Genomic DNA, 19,763 nt, shown 5'->3' with positions numbered 1-19,763 from the left:
CCCTGTGGGAGAGGGTTGGGGTGAGGGCTTAACGCGCACTACGCGTTAAGCCCTTTCACATACCCCACCAGTTGATCCAGCACAATCCCCCACCCTTCGTGGAAGCCCATCTGTTCATGCTGCTCGCGGATTTCCTTCGTCGGGTGGCGCGCAATTGCCGTATAGCGGGTTTTGCCCTCGCCCACCTCCTCCAGCAGCAAAATCGCCGTCATAAACGGCTTCTCGGCCGGTTTCCAGCCTTCCGTATAACCGTCGGTAAAGACCAGTTTTTTTCCCGGGTCGATTTCAAGAAACACACCCCGGTTATCCATCCGCTGTCCGTCCACCTCAAATACGGTATTGAACCGACCGCCCACGCGCAGGTCGAGGTCGCATTCGGTCACTTTATGGGGAGCAGGAATGAAGAAGTTTTTGATGTGCTCGGGCGTGGTCCAGCAGAGCCACAGCAGGTCGCGCGGTGCATCCACCACGCGCTCCAGTTTTAAGTCAGTATCAGGATCAAGCGTCACGATATCGTCCTCTAAAGGGAACCCCTTAAAGGATAGCCGGACTCAGGCGAATTTCCCGTTTGCCACCTCTTCCGGCGTCACTACGCCCGTATCCAGCACCCAGCCGCTAATCAGCGAGGCTGGCGTAACGTCAAACGCCGGGTTATAGACCAGGGCGTTTTCCGGCGCCCACTGCACCGCCCCAAAGCTTCCCGCAACGCCCGTCACCTCACTGGCGGCGCGCTGCTCAATCGGGATCGCATCTCCGTTCGGGCACTCCGGGTCGAGGGTTGTTTGCGGGGCAGCCACGTAGAACGGAATGCCGTGGAATTTCGCCAGCACCGCAAGGGAATAGGTACCGATTTTGTTCGCCACGTCGCCGTTAGCGGCAATTCGATCGGCCCCTACCCACACGGCGTCCACTTCCCCTTTTGCCATCAGGCTGGCGGCCATGGAATCGGTAATCAGCCGATACGGCACGCCCAGCTCGCCAAGCTCCCACGCGGTCAACCTGCCGCCCTGCAGCAGCGGACGGGTTTCATCCACCCAGACGTTGCTGACATTTCCCTCCTGATAGGCGCGGGCAATCACGCCCAGCGCCGTGCCCACGCCCGCCGTTGCCAGCCCGCCGGTGTTGCAGTGGGTCAGCAGGCGGCTACCGGGCGTCACCAGCGCGCTGCCCGCGCGGGCGATAGCGTCACACAACTGCCTGTCTTCAGAAATCAGGCGCAGCGCTTCAGACACCAGCGCCGAAACGAAATCTTCCTGCCAGAGCGCCAGCTTCATACGGTCAAGGTTGTTCATCAGGTTCACCGCCGTCGGGCGGGACGCGCGCAGGGTTTCCAGCGCCACGGCGAGTTCATCACGGCTTTTGCCGCTTTCCGCCAGCAATGCCAGCAGCAGGCTTGCAGAGAGACCAATCAGCGGCGCACCGCGCACGCGCAGAGCATGGATATGCCCGACCAGCGTCTCTACCGTGGAGGCCTCAAGCCAGCGTTTCTCCTGCGGAAGCGCCTGCTGGTCGAGAATAAAGAGCTGATTATCCGCCACCCGCAGGCTGGTCGTCTGTAATGTCTGCATGTCGTTAATTCCCTGTTGCGTTGTTGTAGCACATTGTGTCAGGATGAAATCCAGATGTATAGACGTCTACATGTCTTTATTAGCAAACTCGTGAGGAGCAGGCCATGTCGCAATACCGTACCTTTACCCCTCAGGACGCCGTGGAGTATGCCAGGCAGTTTGGTGGACTCGACGATCCTTCCTCGCTGGTGGAGGCGCAGGAAGTGGGCGACGGCAACCTCAATCTGGTTTTCAAAATTTTCGATGCCCAGGGCACAAGCCGCGTCATCGTCAAACAGGCGCTGCCCTACGTGCGCTGTGTCGGCGAGTCCTGGCCGCTGACGCTGGACCGCGCCCGTCTGGAGGCGCAAACCCTGGTCGAGCATTACCAGCACAGCCCGCAGCACACCGTGAAAATCCACCACTTTGACCCGGAACTGGCGGTGATGGTGATGGAGGATCTCTCCAGCCATCGCATCTGGCGCGGCGAGCTGATTAAAAACAATCACTATCCTCAGGCCGCGCGTCAGCTGGGTGAATACCTCGCATACACGCTGTTCCACACCAGCGATTTCTACCTGCATCCGCACGCGAAAAAAGCGCAGGTAGCGAAATTCATCAACCCGGAGATGTGTGAGATCACCGAAGATCTGTTCTTCAACGATCCGTACCAGATCCACGAACGCAACAACTACCCGGTCGAGCTGGAAAATGACGTCGCCGCCCTGCGCGACGATGCCCAGTTGAAAATTGCCGTGGCCTCCCTGAAGCATCGCTTTTTCTCACACGCTGAAGCGCTGCTGCACGGGGATATTCACAGCGGCTCCATTTTTGTGGCGGACGGCAGCCTGAAGGCCATTGACGCCGAGTTCGGCTACGTTGGCCCGATTGGCTTTGACGTCGGCACTGCCATTGGCAACCTGCTGCTCAACTTCTGCGGCCTGCCGGGGCATCTGGGTATTCGCGATGCCGCCGCCGCCCGCGAGCAGCGCCTGATCGACATTCAGGCGCTGTGGAACACCTTCGCGGAGCGCTTCCAGGCATTAGCAAACGAAAAAACGCGAGACGCCGCGCTCAGTGCGCCGGGCTATGCTTCCGCGTTTCTGAAAAAGGTCTGGCATGACGCCATTGGTTTCTGCGGCACCGAACTGATTCGCCGCAGCGTCGGGCTTTCCCACGTCGCGGATATCGACACCATTCAGGATGACGCCATGCGCCACGAATGCCTGCGCCATGCGATTACCCTCGGCAAGGCGTTGATTGTCATTGCCGAGCGCATCGACAGCGCGGAAGAGCTGGTGGCACGCGTGCGGCAGTACAGCTGAGTGCTTCTGGTTTTCTCCCTCTCCCCGTGGGAGAGGGTCCGGGTGAGGGCACCAAACCGCACTCACCCTAAATACTCAATCACCGACAACCCACCGTTATAATCCGTGCTGTAGATAATCCCCTGAGCATCCACAAACACGTCGCAGGACTGGATCACCTGCGGGCGATTCGGCCGCGTATCCATCATTCTTTCCGGCGCAGCTGGCACCAGCGCACCGGTCTCCACCGGGCGATACGGGTTGGAAATATCATACGCGCGTACGCCCGCGTTCTGGTAAGTGGCAAAAATCAGCGTCGAGCTGACAAAACTCCCCGGCCGGTTCTCGTGCAGGTTGTGCGGCCCAAAGTGCGCCCCTTTCGCCACGTAGTCGGTTTCATCCGGCTGCGGGAAAGTCGAGATACTCACCGGGTTCGACGGCTCGCGGATATCAAACAGCCAGATCAGCTTCTCCCCATCCTCCTGGTTATCCAGCACCGCTTCGTCGAGCACCACCAGCAGGGAACGGTCCGGCAGCGGCAGCGCGGTATGCGTCCCGCCACCAAACGGCGGGCTCCAGTTGCGATGGCTAATCAGCTTTGGTTGAGTGCGGTCTTTCACGTCCAGCAGCGTCAGACCACCGTCGCGCCAGCTCCCATAGGCGGTATCGCCGGCGATAATCGCGTGGTGCAGCGCGTGGCGCTTCCCTTCGGGCCAACTGGGCTTTTCCCCTTCGGCCTGGTTCATCCCCGGCAGCCACCAGCGCCCCGCCACTTCAGGCTTGCGCGGGTCGGCCAGATCGATGGTCAGAAAGATATAATCGGTAAAGCCGTCAATCAGCGCCGACACGTACGCCCAGCGCCCGCCGACGTACCAGATGCGGTGGATCCCGATGCCGTTCAGCGAAAGAAAGCCGATTTCACGCGGCTTGTCCGGGGTAGAGATATCAAACACCCGCAGCCCGGCGCTCCAGCCTTTGTCCCGCACGTCGCTGACGGTCTCCCCCACCTGACGGGTGTAGTAAACCTTCTCATCGGCAAAGCGGGCATCGGCAAACAGATCCCGGGCGTTGATCACCAGCAACAGATCGTCATGCGCCTGCAAATGCACGTTCCAGGTGCCGGGCGGCGCGGGAACATAACCTGCCGCTTTCGGTTTTTCCGGGTCGCGCACATCGACGATGGAAAAACCCTGCGACACCATATGACCGATATACGCGAAACCGCGATGCACCATCAGCTGCACGCCGTCCGGGCGACCGCCCTGGTCGCTATGGCCAATCAGCCGCATATTGCGGCTGTATTCGGGCGTAGGGAGCACACTCATTTATTTTTAGCTTCCAGCGTCGCAAACCACGGCGCGATAAAATCGTCCGTCTGGCCCCAGCCCGGAATGATTTTCCCAAGCGACGCCACGTTCACCCCACCCGGCTGGGCGGTCAGCAGCGCCTGCGGAATGGCAGCGGCTTTAAAGTCATAGGTTGCCGGGGTCGCTTCTCCGGCAATCTTATTGGCGATCAAACGCACGTTGGTTGCGCCAATCAACTTCGGATCCACCGCCACGCTTACCTTCCACGGGCTGCCCGGCTCGCGCATCAGCTGCAGATCCTGGTTAGATATATCGATGCTGTAGAGTTTGATCTCGGTGCGCCCGTTCTCTTTCAGCGCCTTATACGCGCCCTGGCTGAAGGCATCCCAGGTGCCCCAGATAGCGTCGATTTTTCCTTTCGGGTATTTCGCCAGGATAGCGCCCACCTTGTTGGCGGTATCCCCCTGCACGTCAGAGGAGACCGCACCAATGGATTCCAGCTCTTTGATCTCCGGATACTGTTTTTGCAGTTCCTTGTACGCCGCCTGACGACGCTCCATCGGCGGGAAGCCCGCCACCCACAGCTTGACAATATTGGCCTTTCCGTTGAAATCTTTCGCCAGCTGGCCGAAGGAGAGGTTCGTCAGCGAAGCATCATCCTGCTGAGTAACGGTCACGCCCGGGATCTCGCCGTTCACCGCCGTATCAAACACGGCGACTTTAATCCCGGCATCCACCGCCTTCTTCACCAGCGCGGTGGAGTACGGATCGCGCCCCTGAGACAGGATAATCCCGTCGTACTTCTGGCTGATTGCCTGGTTCACGAAGTCCTGGAATTTGGCATCGTCCCCGTTGCTTAAAAAAGTGCTGACCTTAAAGCCGAGTTTCTTCCCTTCCTGAATCGCCCCCGCCACAAACTGCGTGGTGTTGTCGTCGGAGCCGAGGTTGCGGATCACCGCGATGCGGATCGGACCCTCGTGGTTCGCAATGGCAGCCGGCACCGGTGCGGGCGTGGCCGCGAAGCCTGGCAGCGCAGTCAATAATCCAAGTGCTACCAATGAGCGTGCAATTTTTTTCATTTTTTATCCTGTTGTGTTATCAGCGTTTTTGTATGTAGGTCATCGCCAGCGCCACCGCGAGCACCAGCCCTTTTATAATGTCCATGGCGTAATACGGCACGGAGAGCATCACCAGCCCGTTCGACAGCACGCCGAGAATAACTGCCCCAACCAGCGTCCCCAGCGCGTTCGGCTTGCCGGAACCCGCCAGCGAGAAGCCGATCCACGCCGCGGCCACCGCATCCATCAGATAACCGCCCCCGGCATTCACCTGCGACGAGCCAATGCGCGAGGCCAGCAAAATCCCGCCCAGCCCCGCCAGCAGCGAGGCGATCACGTAAGCTGCCACCTTGTAGCGCGTGGTGCGAATACCGGAGAGGCGCGCGGCTTCCGGGTTGCCGCCGATGGCGTACATGCGTCGGCCATGCGTGGTGAGGGACAATCCCAGCTGCGCGAGAACCGTCACCACCAGCATGATGATGACGATGGTCGGCACCTGCCCCAGCAGGCTGAACGCCGCCGGAATGGTCCCTTCCGCCATATCACCGCTCGGCAGCACCATGTTTTCGGTAATCGACCCGCCATAGCTGTAAGTCATCGCCACGCCCTGGATCACAAACAGGCTGGCGAGGGTTGCGAGCATGTCCGGAATACGCAGGATGACGATCAGAAACGCGTTGAACAGCCCCACCAGCGTGCAGAGCGCAAGGGTAATCAGAATCGACTCGGTAGTGCCGAAGCCGTGCCAGACGAAAAGCGATATCACCAGCGCGTTTGCCAGCGACGCGGTGGATCCCACGGAGAGATCGAACCCGCCGACGGTCAGCGAAATCGATACGCCAATGGCAATCACCGTCACGATGGCGATCGCGCGCAATATGTTGATGATGTTGTTCGGATCGAGGAAGTTGTCCGAGGCCAGGCCAAACACCGCCACCAGCGCGACGACGGTCAGCAACATGCCCCACTTGTAGAGAAAATCGAAAATATGCTGACGGCCTGACGCCGCCGCAGTCACTGAAAGGGCCTTACTCACGACGCCGATCCTCCGGTTGAATAATAAAGTAGTGTCTCTTCACGGGCCTCGGCCCCGGCGATTTCCGCCACGATACGTCCGTCCCACAGCACGCAGATGCGGTCGCACAGCCCGACCAGCTCGGCAAATTCACCCGAGGCATAAATCACCCCTTTGCCCTCGCGCGCCAGGCCGTCAATCAGCTGGAACAGATCGGTTTTGGCTTTCACGTCCACGCCCTTAGTCGGCTCGTCGAAAATCAGCACGCTGGCATCATTACGCAGCCATTTACCGATGGCGACCTTCTGCTGGTTGCCGCCGGACAAACGGCGCAGCACCTGCCCCGGCCCCCGCGCGCGCACGCCGACGCGGTCAATCACCTCTTCTGCCCAGCGCCACGCCTGACGATGACCAAACAGGCTCCAGCGCGAGAAGCTGTTATCGGCGCACACGGCAAGGTTCATGCTCACGGGCTCGTCGATAAAAATACCCTCCTTGCGCCGCTCCTCCGGCACCAGCGCCAGCCCGCGCAGCACCGAGTCGGCCGGGTCGTGCGGTTTCCAGGGCTGATGATTCAATTCGCCTTGTGCCACCCGGCTTTTCGTGGCGCCAAACAGCGCCTTGCAAAGTTCGGTTTTGCCCGCGCCCGCCAGCCCGGCAATGCCCAGAATTTCGCCTTTGCGCAGGTGAAGGGAGATATCTTTCAGCAGCGCGTCATCGTGCAGGCCCTCTACGCGCAGCAACGTTTCGTCGCTGTGCGGGGGGCGAGCAGGCGGGTAAATATCGCTCAGCACGTGGCCAAGCATCTTCTCAACGATCGCTTCGCCGCTGAGATCGGCCATCGGGCCGGACTCAATCAGCTTGCCGTCACGCAGCACCGTCAGGGTGTCGCAGATGGCTTTCAGCTCGTGAATACGGTGTGAGATAAACACTACGCCGATGCCCTGCTGCTGCAGGCGTCTCACCACCGCAAACAGGCGCTCGCTTTCGTGTGCATCCAGCGGTGCGGTGGGTTCATCCAGAATTAAAAAACGGCAATGATGGGACAGCGCCCGCGCCAGCAAAATCTGCTGTTTTTCAGCAAGCGTGCAGCTGTCGACCGATCGCCGAACATCCATGGACACGTCCAGTTGCGCCAGCGCCTGTCTCGCCTGGTGACGAACCGCACGCCAGCTGAAGCGGTGCCCGGGCTGCGCAAGCTGGTCGAGCATGATGTTCTCGGCAATGCTCAGCCCCGGGATCAGCGCCACGTCCACTTCCTGCTGCACAAGGTGAATGCCCAGCCGCTTGGCGTCCAGCGGCTCGCGGATCGTCACCGACTGGTTGTTAATGCAAATCTCGCCTTCATAGCGATCGTGCGTTCCGCACAGCACCGCCATCAGCGTCGATTTCCCCGCGCCGTTGGCGCCGGTCAGCGCATGCACCGACCCGCCGCTCAGGGTAAAGTCCACCCGTGACAGCGCCTGAAAGCCGGAAAAGGCCAGGCTGATACCACGCATCTCAAGGCGACTGGAAACCATCCGCGTAAATCCTTCATTACTCTTCTGATTTATCGAATTTTTCACAGCGCCGGTTGACTGACAACGACGGAAAAGGCATAAGATAAAGCGAAATATTATTAGCCATCCGGATGTCCAGACATAACATCGGGTTAGCGCGTGCTAAAAAAGGACAACACCATGAGCAATACCGATATCCGCGTCGTGCCCGGCCCGGCGAACTACTTCTCCCACCCAGGCAGCCTTGCGCATCTCAATGATTTCTTCACGCCGGAGCAGCTTTCCCGCGCGGTGTGGATTTACGGCGAGCGCGCCATCGAAGCCGCGCGCCCTTTCCTGCCAGCGAGCTTTGACGCGCCGGGGGCAAAACACCTGCTGTTTAAGGGCCACTGCAGCGAGCGCGACGTCAGCCACCTGGTGAATGAAGCCGGCAGCGACGTCAGCGTGGTGATAGGCATCGGCGGCGGCGCGGTGATGGATACCGTCAAAGCCGTGGCGCGCCGTTCAGGTGTACCGTTCGTGGGCATCCCCACCATCGCCGCGACCTGCGCGGCGTGGACCCCGCTTTCCGTCTGGTACAACGATGAAGGCCAGGCGCTGCAGTTTGAGATTTTCGACGACGCGAACTTCCTGGTGCTGGTGGAGCCGCAGATCGTTCTCAATGCCCCGGCGGAATACCTGCTGGCGGGCATCGGCGACACGCTGGCGAAGTGGTACGAAGCGGTTGTGTTGGCACCTGAGCCGGAAAACCTGCCCCTGACCGTGCGGCTGGGCATCAACAGCGCGCTGGCGATCCGCGACGTGCTGCTGGAACGCAGCGAGGAAGCGCTGGCAGACCAACAGCGTGGCGAGTTATCGCAGGCGTTCCGGGACGTAGTGGATGCGATCGTTGCCGGCGGTGGAATGGTCGGCGGTCTGGGCGAGCGCTACACCCGCGTGGCGGCGGCGCATGCCGTACATAACGGGTTAACCGTGCTGCCGCAGACGGAAAAATACCTGCACGGCACCAAGGTGGCCTACGGCATTCTGGTGCAAAGCGCCCTGCTCGGCCAGGACGACGTGCTGGCGCAGCTGGTGGCGGCCTATCAACGCTTTAACCTGCCGACCCGGCTACGCGAACTGGACGTTGATATTAATAACCGCGACGCGCTGGATAAGGTTATTACCCACACTCTGCGTCCGGTGGAGTCGATTCATTATCTGCCCGTTGAGTTAACCCCTTACGTTCTGCGCGCCGCGTTTGAGAAGGTGGAAACATTCCCCCGTTAAATGCGCCGACCGTCTATACCTAATGATGATTCTCACCACTCTCTCGCAACGAGGTCATCATGCAGATCGATTTAACAGGTAAGAAAGCGCTGGTTACCGGTGCCAGCCGTGGGTTGGGCCGTGCGATAGCCCTGTCGCTGGCCCGCGCCGGTGCCGATGTGGTTATAACGTATGAAAAATCAGCCGATAAAGCCCAGGCGGTCGCCGATGAGATAAAAGCGCTTGGCCGATACGGTGAAGCCGTACAGGCTGACAGCGCCAGCGCGCAGGCGATTCAGGATGCCGTCACCCATGCGGCGCGCGCGCTCGGCGGGCTGGACATTCTGGTCAACAACGCCGGGATCGCGCGCGGTGGCCCGCTGGAGTCCATGACGCTGGCTGACATTGACGCCCTGATCAACGTCAACATCCGCGGCGTGGTGATCGCCATTCAGGAAGCGCTGGTGCACATGTCTGACGGCGGGCGCATCATTAACATCGGCAGCTGCCTGGCAAACCGCGTGGCCATGCCCGGTATTGCCGTTTACTCCATGACCAAGTCGGCTCTCAACTCTCTTACCCGCGGCCTGGCGCGCGATCTCGGCCCGCGCGGCATCACCGTCAACCTGGTGCATCCCGGTCCGACCAACAGCGATATGAACCCGGAGGACGGGGAACAGGCGGAAGCCCAGCGCCAGATGATTGCGGTCGGCCATTACGGTCAGCCGGAAGACATCGCGGCGGCAGTCACTTTCCTCGCCAGCCCGGCCGCCGGGCAGATCTCCGGTACCGGTCTGGACGTGGACGGCGGTTTGAACGCCTGATCGCATATTTTCTGCAAGCCTCTGTCGTCCGGCAGAGGCCTTTTCGAGCGCTCTCGACGGTTCACGTCAGGAGCTGGCGGCAATTTACGGCTGCAAGCAGGAGCAGATCAGCCTCTATTTACCAAAAGAGGGTTAACAGCACTTCGCCCCGCCCTTGCCGCCGTAGCGGGCGTCCTGGCGGTCGCGGAAAAAGGCTTCGTAGGTCATGGGCGTCTGGTCCGGGTGGTTGACGCGCATATGTTCAACGTAGTTGTCGTAGTCCGGCACACCAATCATCATTTTGGCGGCCTGGCCCAGGTACTTACCTGCTTTGGAGAGGGTGTCGAACATCGTTCTGGTCTCACAGAAAATGTAGGCCGGGTAAGCGCTAGCGCCACCCGGCACACTGGTTAATGCGCCCCTTTCGCCTGGGTGACAATCTCTTCCAGGTTTTCAGGCATTGGCTCATACGGTGTCTCTTTCGCCGTTGGCTTATCCACTTTCAATGCTGCCAGCGCGGTTTTAAGAGAATACAACGCCAGCACCACGACCACCACCATAAAGAAGATGGTCAGCCCGGCATCCAGACGGTTATTAAACACCAGCTGCGACAGCTGAGACTCGGTGTACTGCGCCGGGATCTTGCCGCTGTCGATCATCGCCTGGAACTTGTTGGCAATCGCCAGGAAGCCCACTTTGTTATCCGGGCTGAAGGCTTTCTGCCAGCCTGCCGTCAGGGTGCAGATCAGCAGCCACGCGGTCGGCACCAGCGCCACCCACGCATAGCGCTGGCGCTTCATTTTGAACAGCACCACTGCGCAGAGCATCAGCGCCATGCCTGCCAGCATCTGGTTAGCGATACCGAACAGCGGCCAGAGCGTGTTAATGCCGCCGAGCGGATCCACCACGCCCTGATGCAGGAAGTAGCCCCATGCCAGCACGCACAGTGCCGTCGCCAGCAGGTTAGCCGGGAGCGAATCGGTACGCTTCAGGTTCGGGGAGATCACCCCCAGCAGATCCTGCAGCATAAAACGCGCCGCACGCGTACCGGCATCCACCGCCGTCAGGATAAACAGCGCCTCGAACAGAATGGCGAAGTGATACCAGAACGACACGTCCATAAGCCCACCCAGCGCACCGTGGAGAATGTAGGCCATACCCACCGCCAGCGTTGGCGCACCACCCGCACGGGAGATAATTGACTGCTCGCCCACCTCATTAGCGATATGCGTCAACGTTTCAGGGGTAATCGCAAAGCCCCAGCCGCTGACCACCTGCGCAGCAGACGCCACGACGTCAGCGGTCCCGGCCGGGGCCAGTACCGCCATCGGGCTGTTCATCGCGAAGTAGACGCCCGGGTCGATAATACAGGCGGAAACCAGCGCCATAATGGCGACGAAGGATTCCATCAGCATACCGCCGTAGCCAATCAGGCAGGCCTGATTTTCATTCGCCAGCATCTTCGGCGTGGTCCCGGAGGCAATCAGCGCGTGGAAACCAGACACCGCACCGCAGGCGATGGTGATAAACAGAAACGGGAACAGGTTGCCCGTCCAGACCGGGCCGGTACCGTCGATGAACTTAGTCAGCGCAGGCATGGTCAGGGTCGGACGCATAATCAGAATGCCGATCGCCAGCCCGACGATGGTACCGATTTTCAGGAACGTAGAGAGGTAGTCACGCGGGGCCAACAGCAGCCATACCGGCAGTACCGCAGCCACAAAGCCATACCCCACCAGCATCCAGGTCAGCTGTATACCGGTAAAGTCGAAGAACGGTGCCCAGGTCGGGCTTTCCGCCACCCAGCCGCCGGAAATAATGGCGAACACCAGGAACACCAGGCCAATCACCGACACTTCACCAATGCGGCCCGGGCGCAGGTAGCGAATGTAGATCCCCATAAACAGCGCCAGCGGTATGGTGAACGCGACGGTGTACGTCCCCCACGGACTGTGGGTCAGCGCTTTCACCACAATCATCGCCAGCACCGCGAGGATGATCACCATGATCATAAAGGTCGCCACCAGGGCAATCACCCCGGCGGTTGCCCCCATCTCCTCTTTCACCAGTTCACCCAGTGAACGGCCGTCGCGGCGAGTGGAAACGAACAGCACCATGAAGTCCTGCACCGCGCCCGCCAGCACCACGCCCGCGAGGATCCAGATCATCCCGGGCAGGTAGCCCATCTGCGCCGCCAGCACCGGCCCCACCAGTGGACCCGCCCCGGCAATCGCCGCAAAATGGTGACCGAACAGCACTTTTTTGTCGGTCGGGACGTAGTCCAGACCGTCATTATGACGTACGGCAGGCGTCATACGCGTCGCATCAACGCCCAGGACGGTTTTCGCGATATAGCGGCCATAAAAACGATACGCGATCAGATAAATGCAGACGGAGGCGACAACGATCCAGAGCGCATTGATCTGTTCCCCCCGGTTGAGGGCGATATAGCCCAGGGCAAAAGCTCCCACAACGGAGAGCCCTGCCCATGTAAGGTATTTCCCTGAGTTGTTCATTGTGGTTATCCGTTGTTGTGAAACAGTGAGATGTTACATTTTGTTTCTAGAACAACGGCAAATATTTAACAACTCTGAAACGCAATAATGTGTGGTCAAACCAGAGATTTACACCACAGTGTTAAGCCGATCACTTTCAGCTAAATGACTTACCCCAACACCATCGTACTCAACCTGCAGGTACAGCATCGTCGTCCCTGCTCGTCGAAAACCACGATTTCCCAGCTCTGGTTTGTTCTCCCCAGATGCAGCGGCTGGCACACCCCACGCACCTTTCCCTGCGCCACGGCACGGTGGTGGGTGGCGTTCAGTTCGGTGCCCACGACGCTTTGCCCGTCACGGGTCATCAGAAATCCGGCCATCGACCCCAGCGTTTCCGCCAGCGCGGCAGAGGCGCCGCCGTGCAGCAGGCCAAACGGCTGATGGGTACGCGCATCCACCGGCATCTCGGCCTCGAGCGTGTCGTCGCCGAGGCGGGTATAGACGATGCCCACATGCGCCACCAGGGTGTTCATGCTGGTCGCGTTCAGCTCGTCGAGGGATAAATGACGTTTCCAGATCATTTACGCCCCCAGCGTGGAGCCGCCGTCCACCACGATATCCTGCAGAGTGATATGCTGGCGGCATCGGAGGCAAGGAACAGCACGGTACTGGCAATCTCCTGCGGACGGGCGATTTTGCCAAGCGGAATACCAAGCTTGAACTGCTCGCCAAAACCGCGAATGCGCTGCTGCTCCGCATCGTCGTTTGTCCAAAGGGTACGCTGCATATCGGTGTCCGTTGACCCCGGCGACACCAGGTTACAGCGTACGCCGCTGCCCGCCAGCTCCAGGCCGACGGTCAGGGCGAGGCTTTTCAGTGCCGCTTTCGAGGCGCCGTAGGCGCTCATCCCGATACGCGGCGTATGTGCCGCGTCAGAGGCGACGGTGACGATCGCCCCGCCCTGCTGACGGCGAAACTGGCCCATCGTCTGCTGGAAAAGGTTGAACGCACCGCCAACGTTGACCGCGAAGGTCTGCTGCCAGTCCTCCTGCGAGAGCTGGTCCGTCGCCCCCATACGCAGAATACCCGCCGCGTTGACCAGCACGTCCAGGCGTTCAAGCGAAGCCAGCACGCGGCCACACACGTCACTCACCTGCGCGGCATTTGCTACGTCCAGCGTTTCAGTCGCGAAGGGGTAGTCGTCCTGCGGGAAGGCCAGATCGAACCCGGTCACCTGCGCGCCCGCGTCAACAAACGCCAGCGCCGTCGCGTAGCCTATCCCCTTCCCCGCGCCCGTCACCCAGACGGTTTTGCCGCTGAAATCAAATCCCGCCATCACTTCACCTCGCGGGAGAGCAGCGCCCACCAGGCGTCGAGGGTAGGATTTTTGGCCAGCATCACGAAGTCGATATCGCCATGCACTTTGCGCCAGCGGGCGGCCAGCGCCATCATGCGCACAGAGTCCAGACCATAGTCGATCAGGTTTTCGTCATCCATCGGCTCATCGGACTCGTCCAGCAGCGGCAGGATCAGCGCGCGCAGCGCGGTTTTCGTTGCCGGAATGGACGGCAGCAGCTCGTCGGTCATCACCACGCGGCCTGAACGCCCGGCAACGTAGTTGAGGGACATCAGATGCTCGTCGCGGGTGAAATCCGCCAGCGCGTCGGCGATAAAGAACGGCTTGATGTCGCGCATAAAGGCATCGGTCGCGGTGGTCATACAGCCGATGTGGGCGTACACGCCGGTAATCAGCAGCTGGTTGCGGCCGGTCTCTTTCAGCATCTGCTCCAGCGGCGAACGATGGAACGCGCTATAGCGCCACTTCACCAGCACGGTGTCCGCTTCGTCCGGCGTCAGTTCGGCCACAATACGCTGCTGCTCCGGCGAGCGGGTCAGGCCCGGCCCCCACATGTCGTTCAGCAGGGCGCGGTCCTCATCGCTCTGCTCTTTTGGCTGCGCGGTGTAGTACACCGGAATATTGTGCGCTTTGCAGTACGCGCGAAGTCTGGCGATATTCGCGACCACCTGCTGCATCATGGCGCTGTTTTCGCCCCAGAAATTCAGGAAATACTCCTGCATGTCGTGGATCAGCAGCGCGGCACGTTCTGGCTCGAACGCCCAGTTCACTTTATTGGCTGGCAGTTCTGCAGCGGTCGGCAGCGCGTAAGCGGTTAATTTTGGAATGGCCATACTCTGTTCCTCAGCCCTGCGCCCGTTCAGCCAGCCACAGGCGCAACTGTTTCTTATCGACTTTGCCGACCGGCGTCAGCGGGAGCGCATCCACGCTCTCCACGCGGTCCGGCAGTTTAAACTCGGCAACGCCCTCCTCGCGAAGGAAGCGGCGCACCTCGACCGCGCGCAGGGGCTTTTTCACCACCAGATACGCGCAGCTCTTTTCGCCCAGCAGGCTGTCCTCCATGCTCACCAGCGCGGCGTGGATCACCGACTCATGGCGCAGCAGCAGGTTTTCGATCTCTTCCGCGGCGATCTTCTCTCCGCCGCGGTTGATCTGATCTTTCTCGCGCCCCTGCACGGTGATATAGCCCTGCTCGTCGATGGCGATCAGATCCCCGGAGCAGTAAAAACCTTCTGCATCGAAGGCGCTGGCGTTGTGTTCCGGGCTGTTAAAATAGCCGCGGAAGGTGTACGGTCCGCGCGTCATCAGACGCCCGACTTCCCCGCGCGGCAGCGGATTGCCGTGTTCATCTGCCACCCACACTTCGTCGTCCGGACACATCGGGCGGCCCTGAGTATTGATGATGCGTTCCGGGGCGTCGTCGAGCGCGGTGTAGTTCACCAGCCCTTCCGCCATGCCAAACACCTGCTGAAGCTGACAGCCGATTTCCGCCGGAATGCGCGCGGCAAGCGTGGCGGAAAGGCGCGCACCGCCCACCTGCAGGAGCTTGAGAGATTTAAGCTGTGCGTTCCCCGCGCCGTCGGCAATCGCCTGCAACCACAGGCTGACCGCCGGTGGCACCAGCGAGGTGACGTTGATCTGATGTTGCTCAATTAACGGGAAGCAGAGCGTGGCGCTCGGGTCGCTCGCTAACACCACGCAGCCACCCGCCGTGAAAACGCCTAACGATCCCGGCGAACTCATGGCGTAGTTGTGCGCCGCGGGCAGCGCGTTCAGATAACGGGTCTTCGCGTTAATGCCGCAAATCTCGTTGCTGCGGCGGATGCTGTAGTCGTAATCGTTGTGCGTGCGCGGGATCAGTTTCGGCGTGCCGGTGCTCCCCCCGGAAAGCTGAAAGAAGGCCACTTCATCGGCGGGCGTCGGGTTCGGGATGAAATGGTCCGCCGGACGCGCAATCGCCGCGTCCAGGGCGTGTTCGCCCTTATCGCCGCGCAGCAGCACAACGCGTACCGACCGATGCGCATCCACGAAGGTGTTGAGGAAATCATCGCCCGCGAACAGCGCGTGATCGCGATCGGCAATCAGCACGGCGGGTTTGATCTGCATGGCGTAGGCGTTCAGTTCGCTGCGCTGATGGCTAAAGAGCGCGTTGACCGGCGCGACGCCAATGTGCAGCAGCGCAAAGAAGGTCATGTAGAACTCAGCCACGTTGCCGAGCTGTACCAGTGCGGTCTCGCCACGGTGCAGCCCCTGCGCCTGAAGTGCGGACGCGAGGTTGTTCACCGCCTGATTAAAGTTACGATAGGTGATACGCCGATCGCCGTCGATAATCGCCACGGCATCGCTGTCCGCATGGTCCGTCAGGATGTGGGTCAGCGGCAGATCCTGCCAGTAGCCTTTTTCTCGGTAGCGACGGGCAAAATCCTCCGGCCAGCGGGTAAAGGGAATGGTCATCAGTCTTCCTTAGTGCAAACCAAACACGTTGAGCATGGTGGAAAGCTTCACACCGGTTTCACGCCATTCGCCCACCGGAGAGGAGGCAGGCACAATGCCCGCGCCGGCAAACAGGCGAACGGTATTGTTATGCAGCCGCGCGCAGCGGATGGTCACCACCCACTCGCCGTTCCCTTCGCTGTCGCACCAGCCGACGATGCCGCCGAACAGCTCGCGATCAAACGGTTCCAGCTCGGCAATCAGCGCTTTCGCCGCCTGATGCGGGAAGCCGCTCAGGGCCGGGGTCGGGTGCAGCAGGCAGGCCAGCGTCAGGGCGTTCTCGTTTTCACGCGCCTCGCCCTCCACCGGCGTTGCCAGGTGCCACAGCGTTGGCGTGGTAATGAGCTGCGGAGAAGACGGCATGGTCAGGTGATGGCTGCGCGGTTCCAGAATCGCTTTCATCGCCTGGGTGACCAGGTCGTGCTCGTGGCGATCTTTTTCGGACGCCAGCAGCTTATTACCCGCCTCGCGATCCAGTACATCGTCCGGCTGACGACGCGCGGAGCCTGCCAGCGGCAGCGAGCTAAAGTGCGCGCCCTCTTTGCGCAGCAGCAGTTCCGGGCTGGCGCCGAGCAGCACGCCCCCGTCCTCCAGCGGTACGTGGAAGTTAAAACTGGCCGGATTCTGGGCGATAAGGCGCTCCATCAGGGCACCGCTGTCCAGCTTTTTGTCAGCCGCGATATCAATCAGGCGCGACAACACCACCTTGTTCACCCGCGGGGTGGCGGTGAGCGACGCTGCACGCGCGACCATCTCTTCAAACACGGGCTGCGCAGGGATCTCGGTGCGTTGCTGCACCTTCAGCGCCTGTGAATCGGAGAAATAACGTGCGGATTGCTGACGCGCAGGACGGGAAAAGGTCTGCCAGCGTTGCGGAATAAACAGCGACGACGGCTTGCGGGTATCAAAGGGAATGGCACCCACCATCACCGGATGGGCAATGCCGCTGGCTTTCGCATTCCGGAAAGCCTGGGCTAATTTTTGCTGAAAGTGACCTGCCGGATCGTCGCCGCCGACGGCGGGTTCACTGAAGCGGGCAAAACAGCCGGAGGTGGTAAAACTGCGGTAAGGCGACATAAAGAAAAAGCTGTCTGATGGCAGCGTGGTCGCGGTGTACTGAACTTCCTCAGCCAGGGACGTGTCCATATCATCCTCCACAAACGATAAAAGAAGCAATAATGATTATCATTTATATTTTCGTCGGCTAACCTAATCCCACAGCGCCCCGCTGTCAACCGTCGGACAAATAACTTATGCGACAAACGCTTGCATCCCTTCCCTGCTACCATGAAAATGAGAAGCATTATCTTCAACAAAAACAGGATGCCGAGCTGTGAATCTTCCCGCCCTTTTCCGTAATGCCCTTTTTTTAACAGGCGTATTTGTTTTAGGCGTTACCTCATCGATTGCCGCCGACTGGCCGCGTCAGGTCACCGACAGCCGTGGCGTTCATACCCTTGAGCACAAACCGACGCGCATTGTCTCCACCAGCGTGACCCTGACCGGCTCCCTGCTGGCAATTGATGCGCCGGTTATCGCCAGCGGTGCGACCACGCCGAATAACCGCGTCGCGGATGCGCAGGGTTTCCTGCGCCAGTGGGGAGACATTGCGAAACAGCGTAAGGTTGCGCGGCTGTATATTGGTGAACCCAGCGCAGAGGCGGTGGCCGCCCAAATGCCGGATCTGATTTTGATCAGCGCCACCGGCGGGGATTCGGCGCTGGCGCTGTACGATCAGCTCTCGGCCATCGCGCCCACGCTTATCATCAACTACGACGACAAAAGCTGGCAGGAACTGCTGACGCAGCTGGGCACGATGACCGGACACGAAAAGCAGGCCGCCGAGCGCATTGCCGCATTTGATGAACAGCTCGCCCAGGTGAAGCAGCAGATGACGCTGCCGCCGCAGCCAGTAAACGCCATCGTCTATACCGCCGCCGCACACACGGCGAACCTGTGGACCACGGAATCGGCCCAGGGCAAGCTTCTGCACCAGCTGGGCTTTACGCTGGCGGACCTGCCTGCCGGGTTGCATACCTCGAAAAGCCAGGGGAAACGCCACGACATTATTCAGCTGGGCGGGGAAAACCTGGCGACGGGGCTAAACGGCGAAGGGCTGTTTGTCTTTGCCGGCGACCAGAAAGACGTGGATGCGATCTACGCCAACCCGCTGCTGGCGCATCTGCCAGCTGTGCAGAACAAGCGCGTCTGGGCGCTGGGAACGGAGACGTTCCGCCTGGATTATTACAGCGCGATGTTGGTGTTACAGCGTTTAGAGGCAATTTTCAGGTAATAACTGCGCCCGGTGGCGCTTCGCTTACCGGGCCTACGGGTGCAAAATGTAGGCCGGGTAAGGCGCAGCCGCCACCCGGCAAATCACACCGGAGCACTCTCCTGCCTGAACCGACGCAACTCCACCAAAGCCGCCAATAAAATCACGCCAACAACGGCTAACACTAACCCGCTGCTGCTCGCCGAGGCCACCGGGCTCATGACGGCTCCCAGTCCGCCAAGGATCGCCGCACCGATCGCATCCCCCGTCACGTTCTGCGCGGTCCACAAACCGTTAATGCGCCCGAGCATCCCCTCCGGCGTCTGGGTCTGGATCAGGGTGTACTGTAAAAGCGAGCTGATGGCGCTCAGCCAGCCAAAGATCGTCAGACACATCACCCCGAGCGCCCACACCGGCATCAGGCTGAAGAAGCCAATGGCAACAAACGAGGCCAGCGTAGCAAGCAGCATAATCAGCCCCGGACGCGCGCTCTGCGCCAGATGACCGCTGGTCAACGCGCCACACGCCGCGCCGAGCGGAATGGCGGCGTAGAGAATACCGATTTCCGAGGCGCTCATCTGCCACTCGCCCGCCAGCGCCGGGTACATCACGCGCACCGCGCTCGCCATGGTCAGCAGGCCACCGAGCAGCGCAATGCCGCCAATCAGCGGGTTGCTGAACAGAAAACGAATGGCCGCCATCAGGGACTTCAGCGGATGCTCACGCGGCTGCGGCGGAGGTGGCAGCAACGGCAGGCGCAGCAGCGTCAACGTGGTAATGAAGGTTCCCGCCGCTGCCAGCCCGTAGTTCCACGCCACGTTGCCGGTGGCCAGCAGCAGGCCACCCACCATCGGCGAAATCACCGAGCCGAGGCGCACGGTGAGCATGGTGATCGCCCCCGCCTGCATCAGATTCTCACGCCCCACCAGCGCAGGCGTCGCCGCCAGCAGCGCCGTCACGCCTAGCGAGGCAAAAAAACCGTCCCACAGCCCCAGGGCGTAAATTGCCATCAGCGACGGCTCCGGCAGCAAAGCGTTAATACACAGCCCGATAAAGCCCACGCCACAGGTGCCGCGCGCCAGCAGGATCAGTTTTTTACGCTCGTAGCGGTCCGCCAGCACGCCGCCGACCATCAGGCCGATAAACATTGCGCTGCCGGTTAACGTAACCGATAACCCCACCAGCCAGCTGGAGTGCGTCATGGCCTGGATCTGGACCGGCACCGCCACGCCGAGCAGCCCGAGGGACAAAATGGAGATAAAGCGCGCGATAAAAACGGCGCGATACGCCGGGTGCGTTTTGAGCAGGCTGAGGTTGAGCAGCCAGGATTTTTGATTCATGACAAAGCCTTGAGTCTATTTC

17 protein-coding genes and 2 pseudogenes are annotated in these 19,763 nt (G+C 60.6%); 5 read left to right on the top strand and 14 right to left on the bottom strand.

The window, feature by feature from the left end; genetic code table 11:
- Nucleotides 1–38: 38 nt before the first annotated feature.
- Both BFV64_RS05810 and mtnA read right to left on the bottom strand, forming a co-directional pair.
- Complete coding sequence (locus BFV64_RS05810) at nucleotides 39–509, bottom strand: SRPBCC family protein (RefSeq protein ID WP_014882966.1); 471 nt, start codon at nucleotides 507–509, stop codon at nucleotides 39–41.
- A gap of 42 nt (nucleotides 510–551) precedes the next feature.
- Nucleotides 552–1,568 (bottom strand): S-methyl-5-thioribose-1-phosphate isomerase, encoded by a 1,017-nt coding sequence (mtnA, locus tag BFV64_RS05805; protein WP_050863294.1) that lies wholly within the window; start codon nucleotides 1,566–1,568, stop codon nucleotides 552–554.
- Between the two features lie 104 nt (nucleotides 1,569–1,672).
- On the opposite strand from mtnA, the gene mtnK reads away from it, so the two are divergent.
- Entirely contained in the window at nucleotides 1,673–2,872 is a 1,200-nt protein-coding gene (gene mtnK / locus BFV64_RS05800) for an S-methyl-5-thioribose kinase (RefSeq protein WP_014882964.1), read from the top strand.
- 62 nt (nucleotides 2,873–2,934) lie between these two features.
- On the opposite strand, the gene BFV64_RS05795 is transcribed toward mtnK, so the two are convergent.
- From BFV64_RS05795 to BFV64_RS05780, 4 genes are read right to left on the bottom strand one after another with little or no spacing between them, the layout of a single operon-like run.
- Complete coding sequence (locus BFV64_RS05795; protein ID WP_014882963.1) at nucleotides 2,935–4,176, bottom strand: LVIVD repeat-containing protein; 1,242 nt, start codon at nucleotides 4,174–4,176, stop codon at nucleotides 2,935–2,937.
- Nucleotides 4,173–5,237: a sugar ABC transporter substrate-binding protein gene (locus BFV64_RS05790; protein ID WP_023336903.1), complete on the bottom strand. Its 1,065-nt coding sequence runs from the start codon at nucleotides 5,235–5,237 to the stop codon at nucleotides 4,173–4,175. Before BFV64_RS05790 ends, BFV64_RS05795 begins: the two co-directional genes overlap by 4 nt.
- A gap of 19 nt (nucleotides 5,238–5,256) precedes the next feature.
- The gene (locus tag BFV64_RS05785) at nucleotides 5,257–6,252 is read right to left on the bottom strand and encodes an ABC transporter permease (protein ID WP_023332366.1); all 996 of its coding nucleotides are present in this window, start codon (nucleotides 6,250–6,252) and stop codon (nucleotides 5,257–5,259) included.
- Complete coding sequence (locus BFV64_RS05780) at nucleotides 6,249–7,751, bottom strand: sugar ABC transporter ATP-binding protein (RefSeq protein ID WP_032637214.1); 1,503 nt, start codon at nucleotides 7,749–7,751, stop codon at nucleotides 6,249–6,251. The genes BFV64_RS05785 and BFV64_RS05780 overlap by 4 nt, the downstream gene beginning before the upstream one ends.
- A gap of 159 nt (nucleotides 7,752–7,910) precedes the next feature.
- On the opposite strand from BFV64_RS05780, the gene BFV64_RS05775 reads away from it, so the two are divergent.
- From BFV64_RS05775 to BFV64_RS25250, 3 genes and pseudogenes are all read left to right on the top strand, one after another.
- On the top strand, nucleotides 7,911–8,999 hold the full coding sequence (locus BFV64_RS05775) for an oxidoreductase (RefSeq protein ID WP_045281623.1): 1,089 nt from the start codon (nucleotides 7,911–7,913) through the stop codon (nucleotides 8,997–8,999).
- A 59-nt stretch (nucleotides 9,000–9,058) separates the two neighbouring features.
- A complete protein-coding gene (locus BFV64_RS05770; RefSeq protein WP_014882958.1) occupies nucleotides 9,059–9,802 on the top strand; it encodes an SDR family NAD(P)-dependent oxidoreductase in 744 nt (247 codons plus the stop codon).
- Nucleotides 9,803–9,863: 61 nt separating this feature from the next.
- Nucleotides 9,864–9,938 (top strand): annotated as a pseudogene (locus BFV64_RS25250) (helix-turn-helix domain-containing protein); the annotation flags it as partial.
- Here BFV64_RS25250 and BFV64_RS05765 read toward each other — a convergent pair.
- From BFV64_RS05765 to entC, 7 genes and pseudogenes are all read right to left on the bottom strand, one after another.
- Entirely contained in the window at nucleotides 9,935–10,132 is a 198-nt protein-coding gene (locus BFV64_RS05765) for a YbdD/YjiX family protein (RefSeq protein ID WP_014169079.1), read from the bottom strand. The pseudogene BFV64_RS25250 and the gene BFV64_RS05765 overlap by 4 nt on opposite strands.
- Nucleotides 10,133–10,191: 59 nt before the next feature.
- Nucleotides 10,192–12,297, bottom strand: coding sequence for a pyruvate/proton symporter CstA (cstA, locus tag BFV64_RS05760; RefSeq protein WP_045281624.1), 2,106 nt, complete (start codon nucleotides 12,295–12,297; stop codon nucleotides 10,192–10,194).
- A gap of 149 nt (nucleotides 12,298–12,446) precedes the next feature.
- Entirely contained in the window at nucleotides 12,447–12,860 is a 414-nt protein-coding gene (entH, locus tag BFV64_RS05755) for a proofreading thioesterase EntH (protein ID WP_014882954.1), read from the bottom strand.
- Nucleotides 12,861–13,615 (bottom strand): annotated as a pseudogene (entA, locus tag BFV64_RS05750) (2,3-dihydro-2,3-dihydroxybenzoate dehydrogenase EntA).
- Nucleotides 13,615–14,469: an isochorismatase gene (locus BFV64_RS05745; RefSeq protein WP_048997039.1), complete on the bottom strand. Its 855-nt coding sequence runs from the start codon at nucleotides 14,467–14,469 to the stop codon at nucleotides 13,615–13,617. Before BFV64_RS05745 ends, entA begins: the two are co-directional and overlap by 1 nt.
- 10 nt (nucleotides 14,470–14,479) lie before the next feature.
- Nucleotides 14,480–16,090 (bottom strand): (2,3-dihydroxybenzoyl)adenylate synthase EntE, encoded by a 1,611-nt coding sequence (gene entE, locus BFV64_RS05740; RefSeq protein ID WP_069601811.1) that lies wholly within the window; start codon nucleotides 16,088–16,090, stop codon nucleotides 14,480–14,482.
- Nucleotides 16,091–16,099: 9 nt separating this feature from the next.
- Nucleotides 16,100–17,275, bottom strand: a complete 1,176-nt coding sequence (gene entC, locus BFV64_RS05735) for an isochorismate synthase EntC (RefSeq protein WP_069601810.1) — start codon at nucleotides 17,273–17,275, stop codon at nucleotides 16,100–16,102.
- A gap of 187 nt (nucleotides 17,276–17,462) precedes the next feature.
- On the opposite strand from entC, the gene fepB reads away from it, so the two are divergent.
- On the top strand, nucleotides 17,463–18,422 hold the full coding sequence (fepB, locus tag BFV64_RS05730; protein WP_014882949.1) for a Fe2+-enterobactin ABC transporter substrate-binding protein: 960 nt from the start codon (nucleotides 17,463–17,465) through the stop codon (nucleotides 18,420–18,422).
- An 83-nt stretch (nucleotides 18,423–18,505) separates the two neighbouring features.
- Here the strand turns inward: fepB and entS are convergent, their stop codons facing one another.
- Nucleotides 18,506–19,741: an enterobactin transporter EntS gene (entS, locus tag BFV64_RS05725; protein ID WP_069601809.1), complete on the bottom strand. Its 1,236-nt coding sequence runs from the start codon at nucleotides 19,739–19,741 to the stop codon at nucleotides 18,506–18,508.
- Nucleotides 19,742–19,763 lie beyond the last annotated feature (22 nt).

It is taken from the genome of Enterobacter kobei (assembly GCF_001729765.1).
GTDB lineage: Bacteria > Pseudomonadota > Gammaproteobacteria > Enterobacterales > Enterobacteriaceae > Enterobacter > Enterobacter kobei.
The sequence above is the reverse complement of the archived record's forward strand: the minus strand, read 5'-3'. Positions and strand labels throughout refer to the sequence as shown.

Bases quoted from the DNA above. Each gene is read 5' to 3' on its own strand.
- BFV64_RS05770 (WP_014882958.1), top strand. From the start codon at position 9,059: ATGCAGATCGATTTAACAGGTAAGAAAGCGCTGGTTACCGGTGCCAGC.
- entC (WP_069601810.1), bottom strand. From the start codon at position 17,275: ATGGACACGTCCCTGGCTGAGGAAGTTCAGTACACCGCGACCACGCTG.
- mtnK (WP_014882964.1), top strand. From the start codon at position 1,673: ATGTCGCAATACCGTACCTTTACCCCTCAGGACGCCGTGGAGTATGCC.
- BFV64_RS05795 (WP_014882963.1), bottom strand. From the start codon at position 4,176: ATGAGTGTGCTCCCTACGCCCGAATACAGCCGCAATATGCGGCTGATT.
- mtnA (WP_050863294.1), bottom strand. From the start codon at position 1,568: ATGCAGACATTACAGACGACCAGCCTGCGGGTGGCGGATAATCAGCTC.
- BFV64_RS05745 (WP_048997039.1), bottom strand. From the start codon at position 14,469: ATGGCCATTCCAAAATTAACCGCTTACGCGCTGCCGACCGCTGCAGAA.
- entE (WP_069601811.1), bottom strand. From the start codon at position 16,090: ATGACCATTCCCTTTACCCGCTGGCCGGAGGATTTTGCCCGTCGCTAC.
- BFV64_RS05780 (WP_032637214.1), bottom strand. From the start codon at position 7,751: ATGGTTTCCAGTCGCCTTGAGATGCGTGGTATCAGCCTGGCCTTTTCC.
- cstA (WP_045281624.1), bottom strand. From the start codon at position 12,297: ATGAACAACTCAGGGAAATACCTTACATGGGCAGGGCTCTCCGTTGTG.
- entS (WP_069601809.1), bottom strand. From the start codon at position 19,741: ATGAATCAAAAATCCTGGCTGCTCAACCTCAGCCTGCTCAAAACGCAC.
- BFV64_RS05765 (WP_014169079.1), bottom strand. From the start codon at position 10,132: ATGTTCGACACCCTCTCCAAAGCAGGTAAGTACCTGGGCCAGGCCGCC.
- entH (WP_014882954.1), bottom strand. From the start codon at position 12,860: ATGATCTGGAAACGTCATTTATCCCTCGACGAGCTGAACGCGACCAGC.
- BFV64_RS05790 (WP_023336903.1), bottom strand. From the start codon at position 5,237: ATGAAAAAAATTGCACGCTCATTGGTAGCACTTGGATTATTGACTGCG.
- BFV64_RS05775 (WP_045281623.1), top strand. From the start codon at position 7,911: ATGAGCAATACCGATATCCGCGTCGTGCCCGGCCCGGCGAACTACTTC.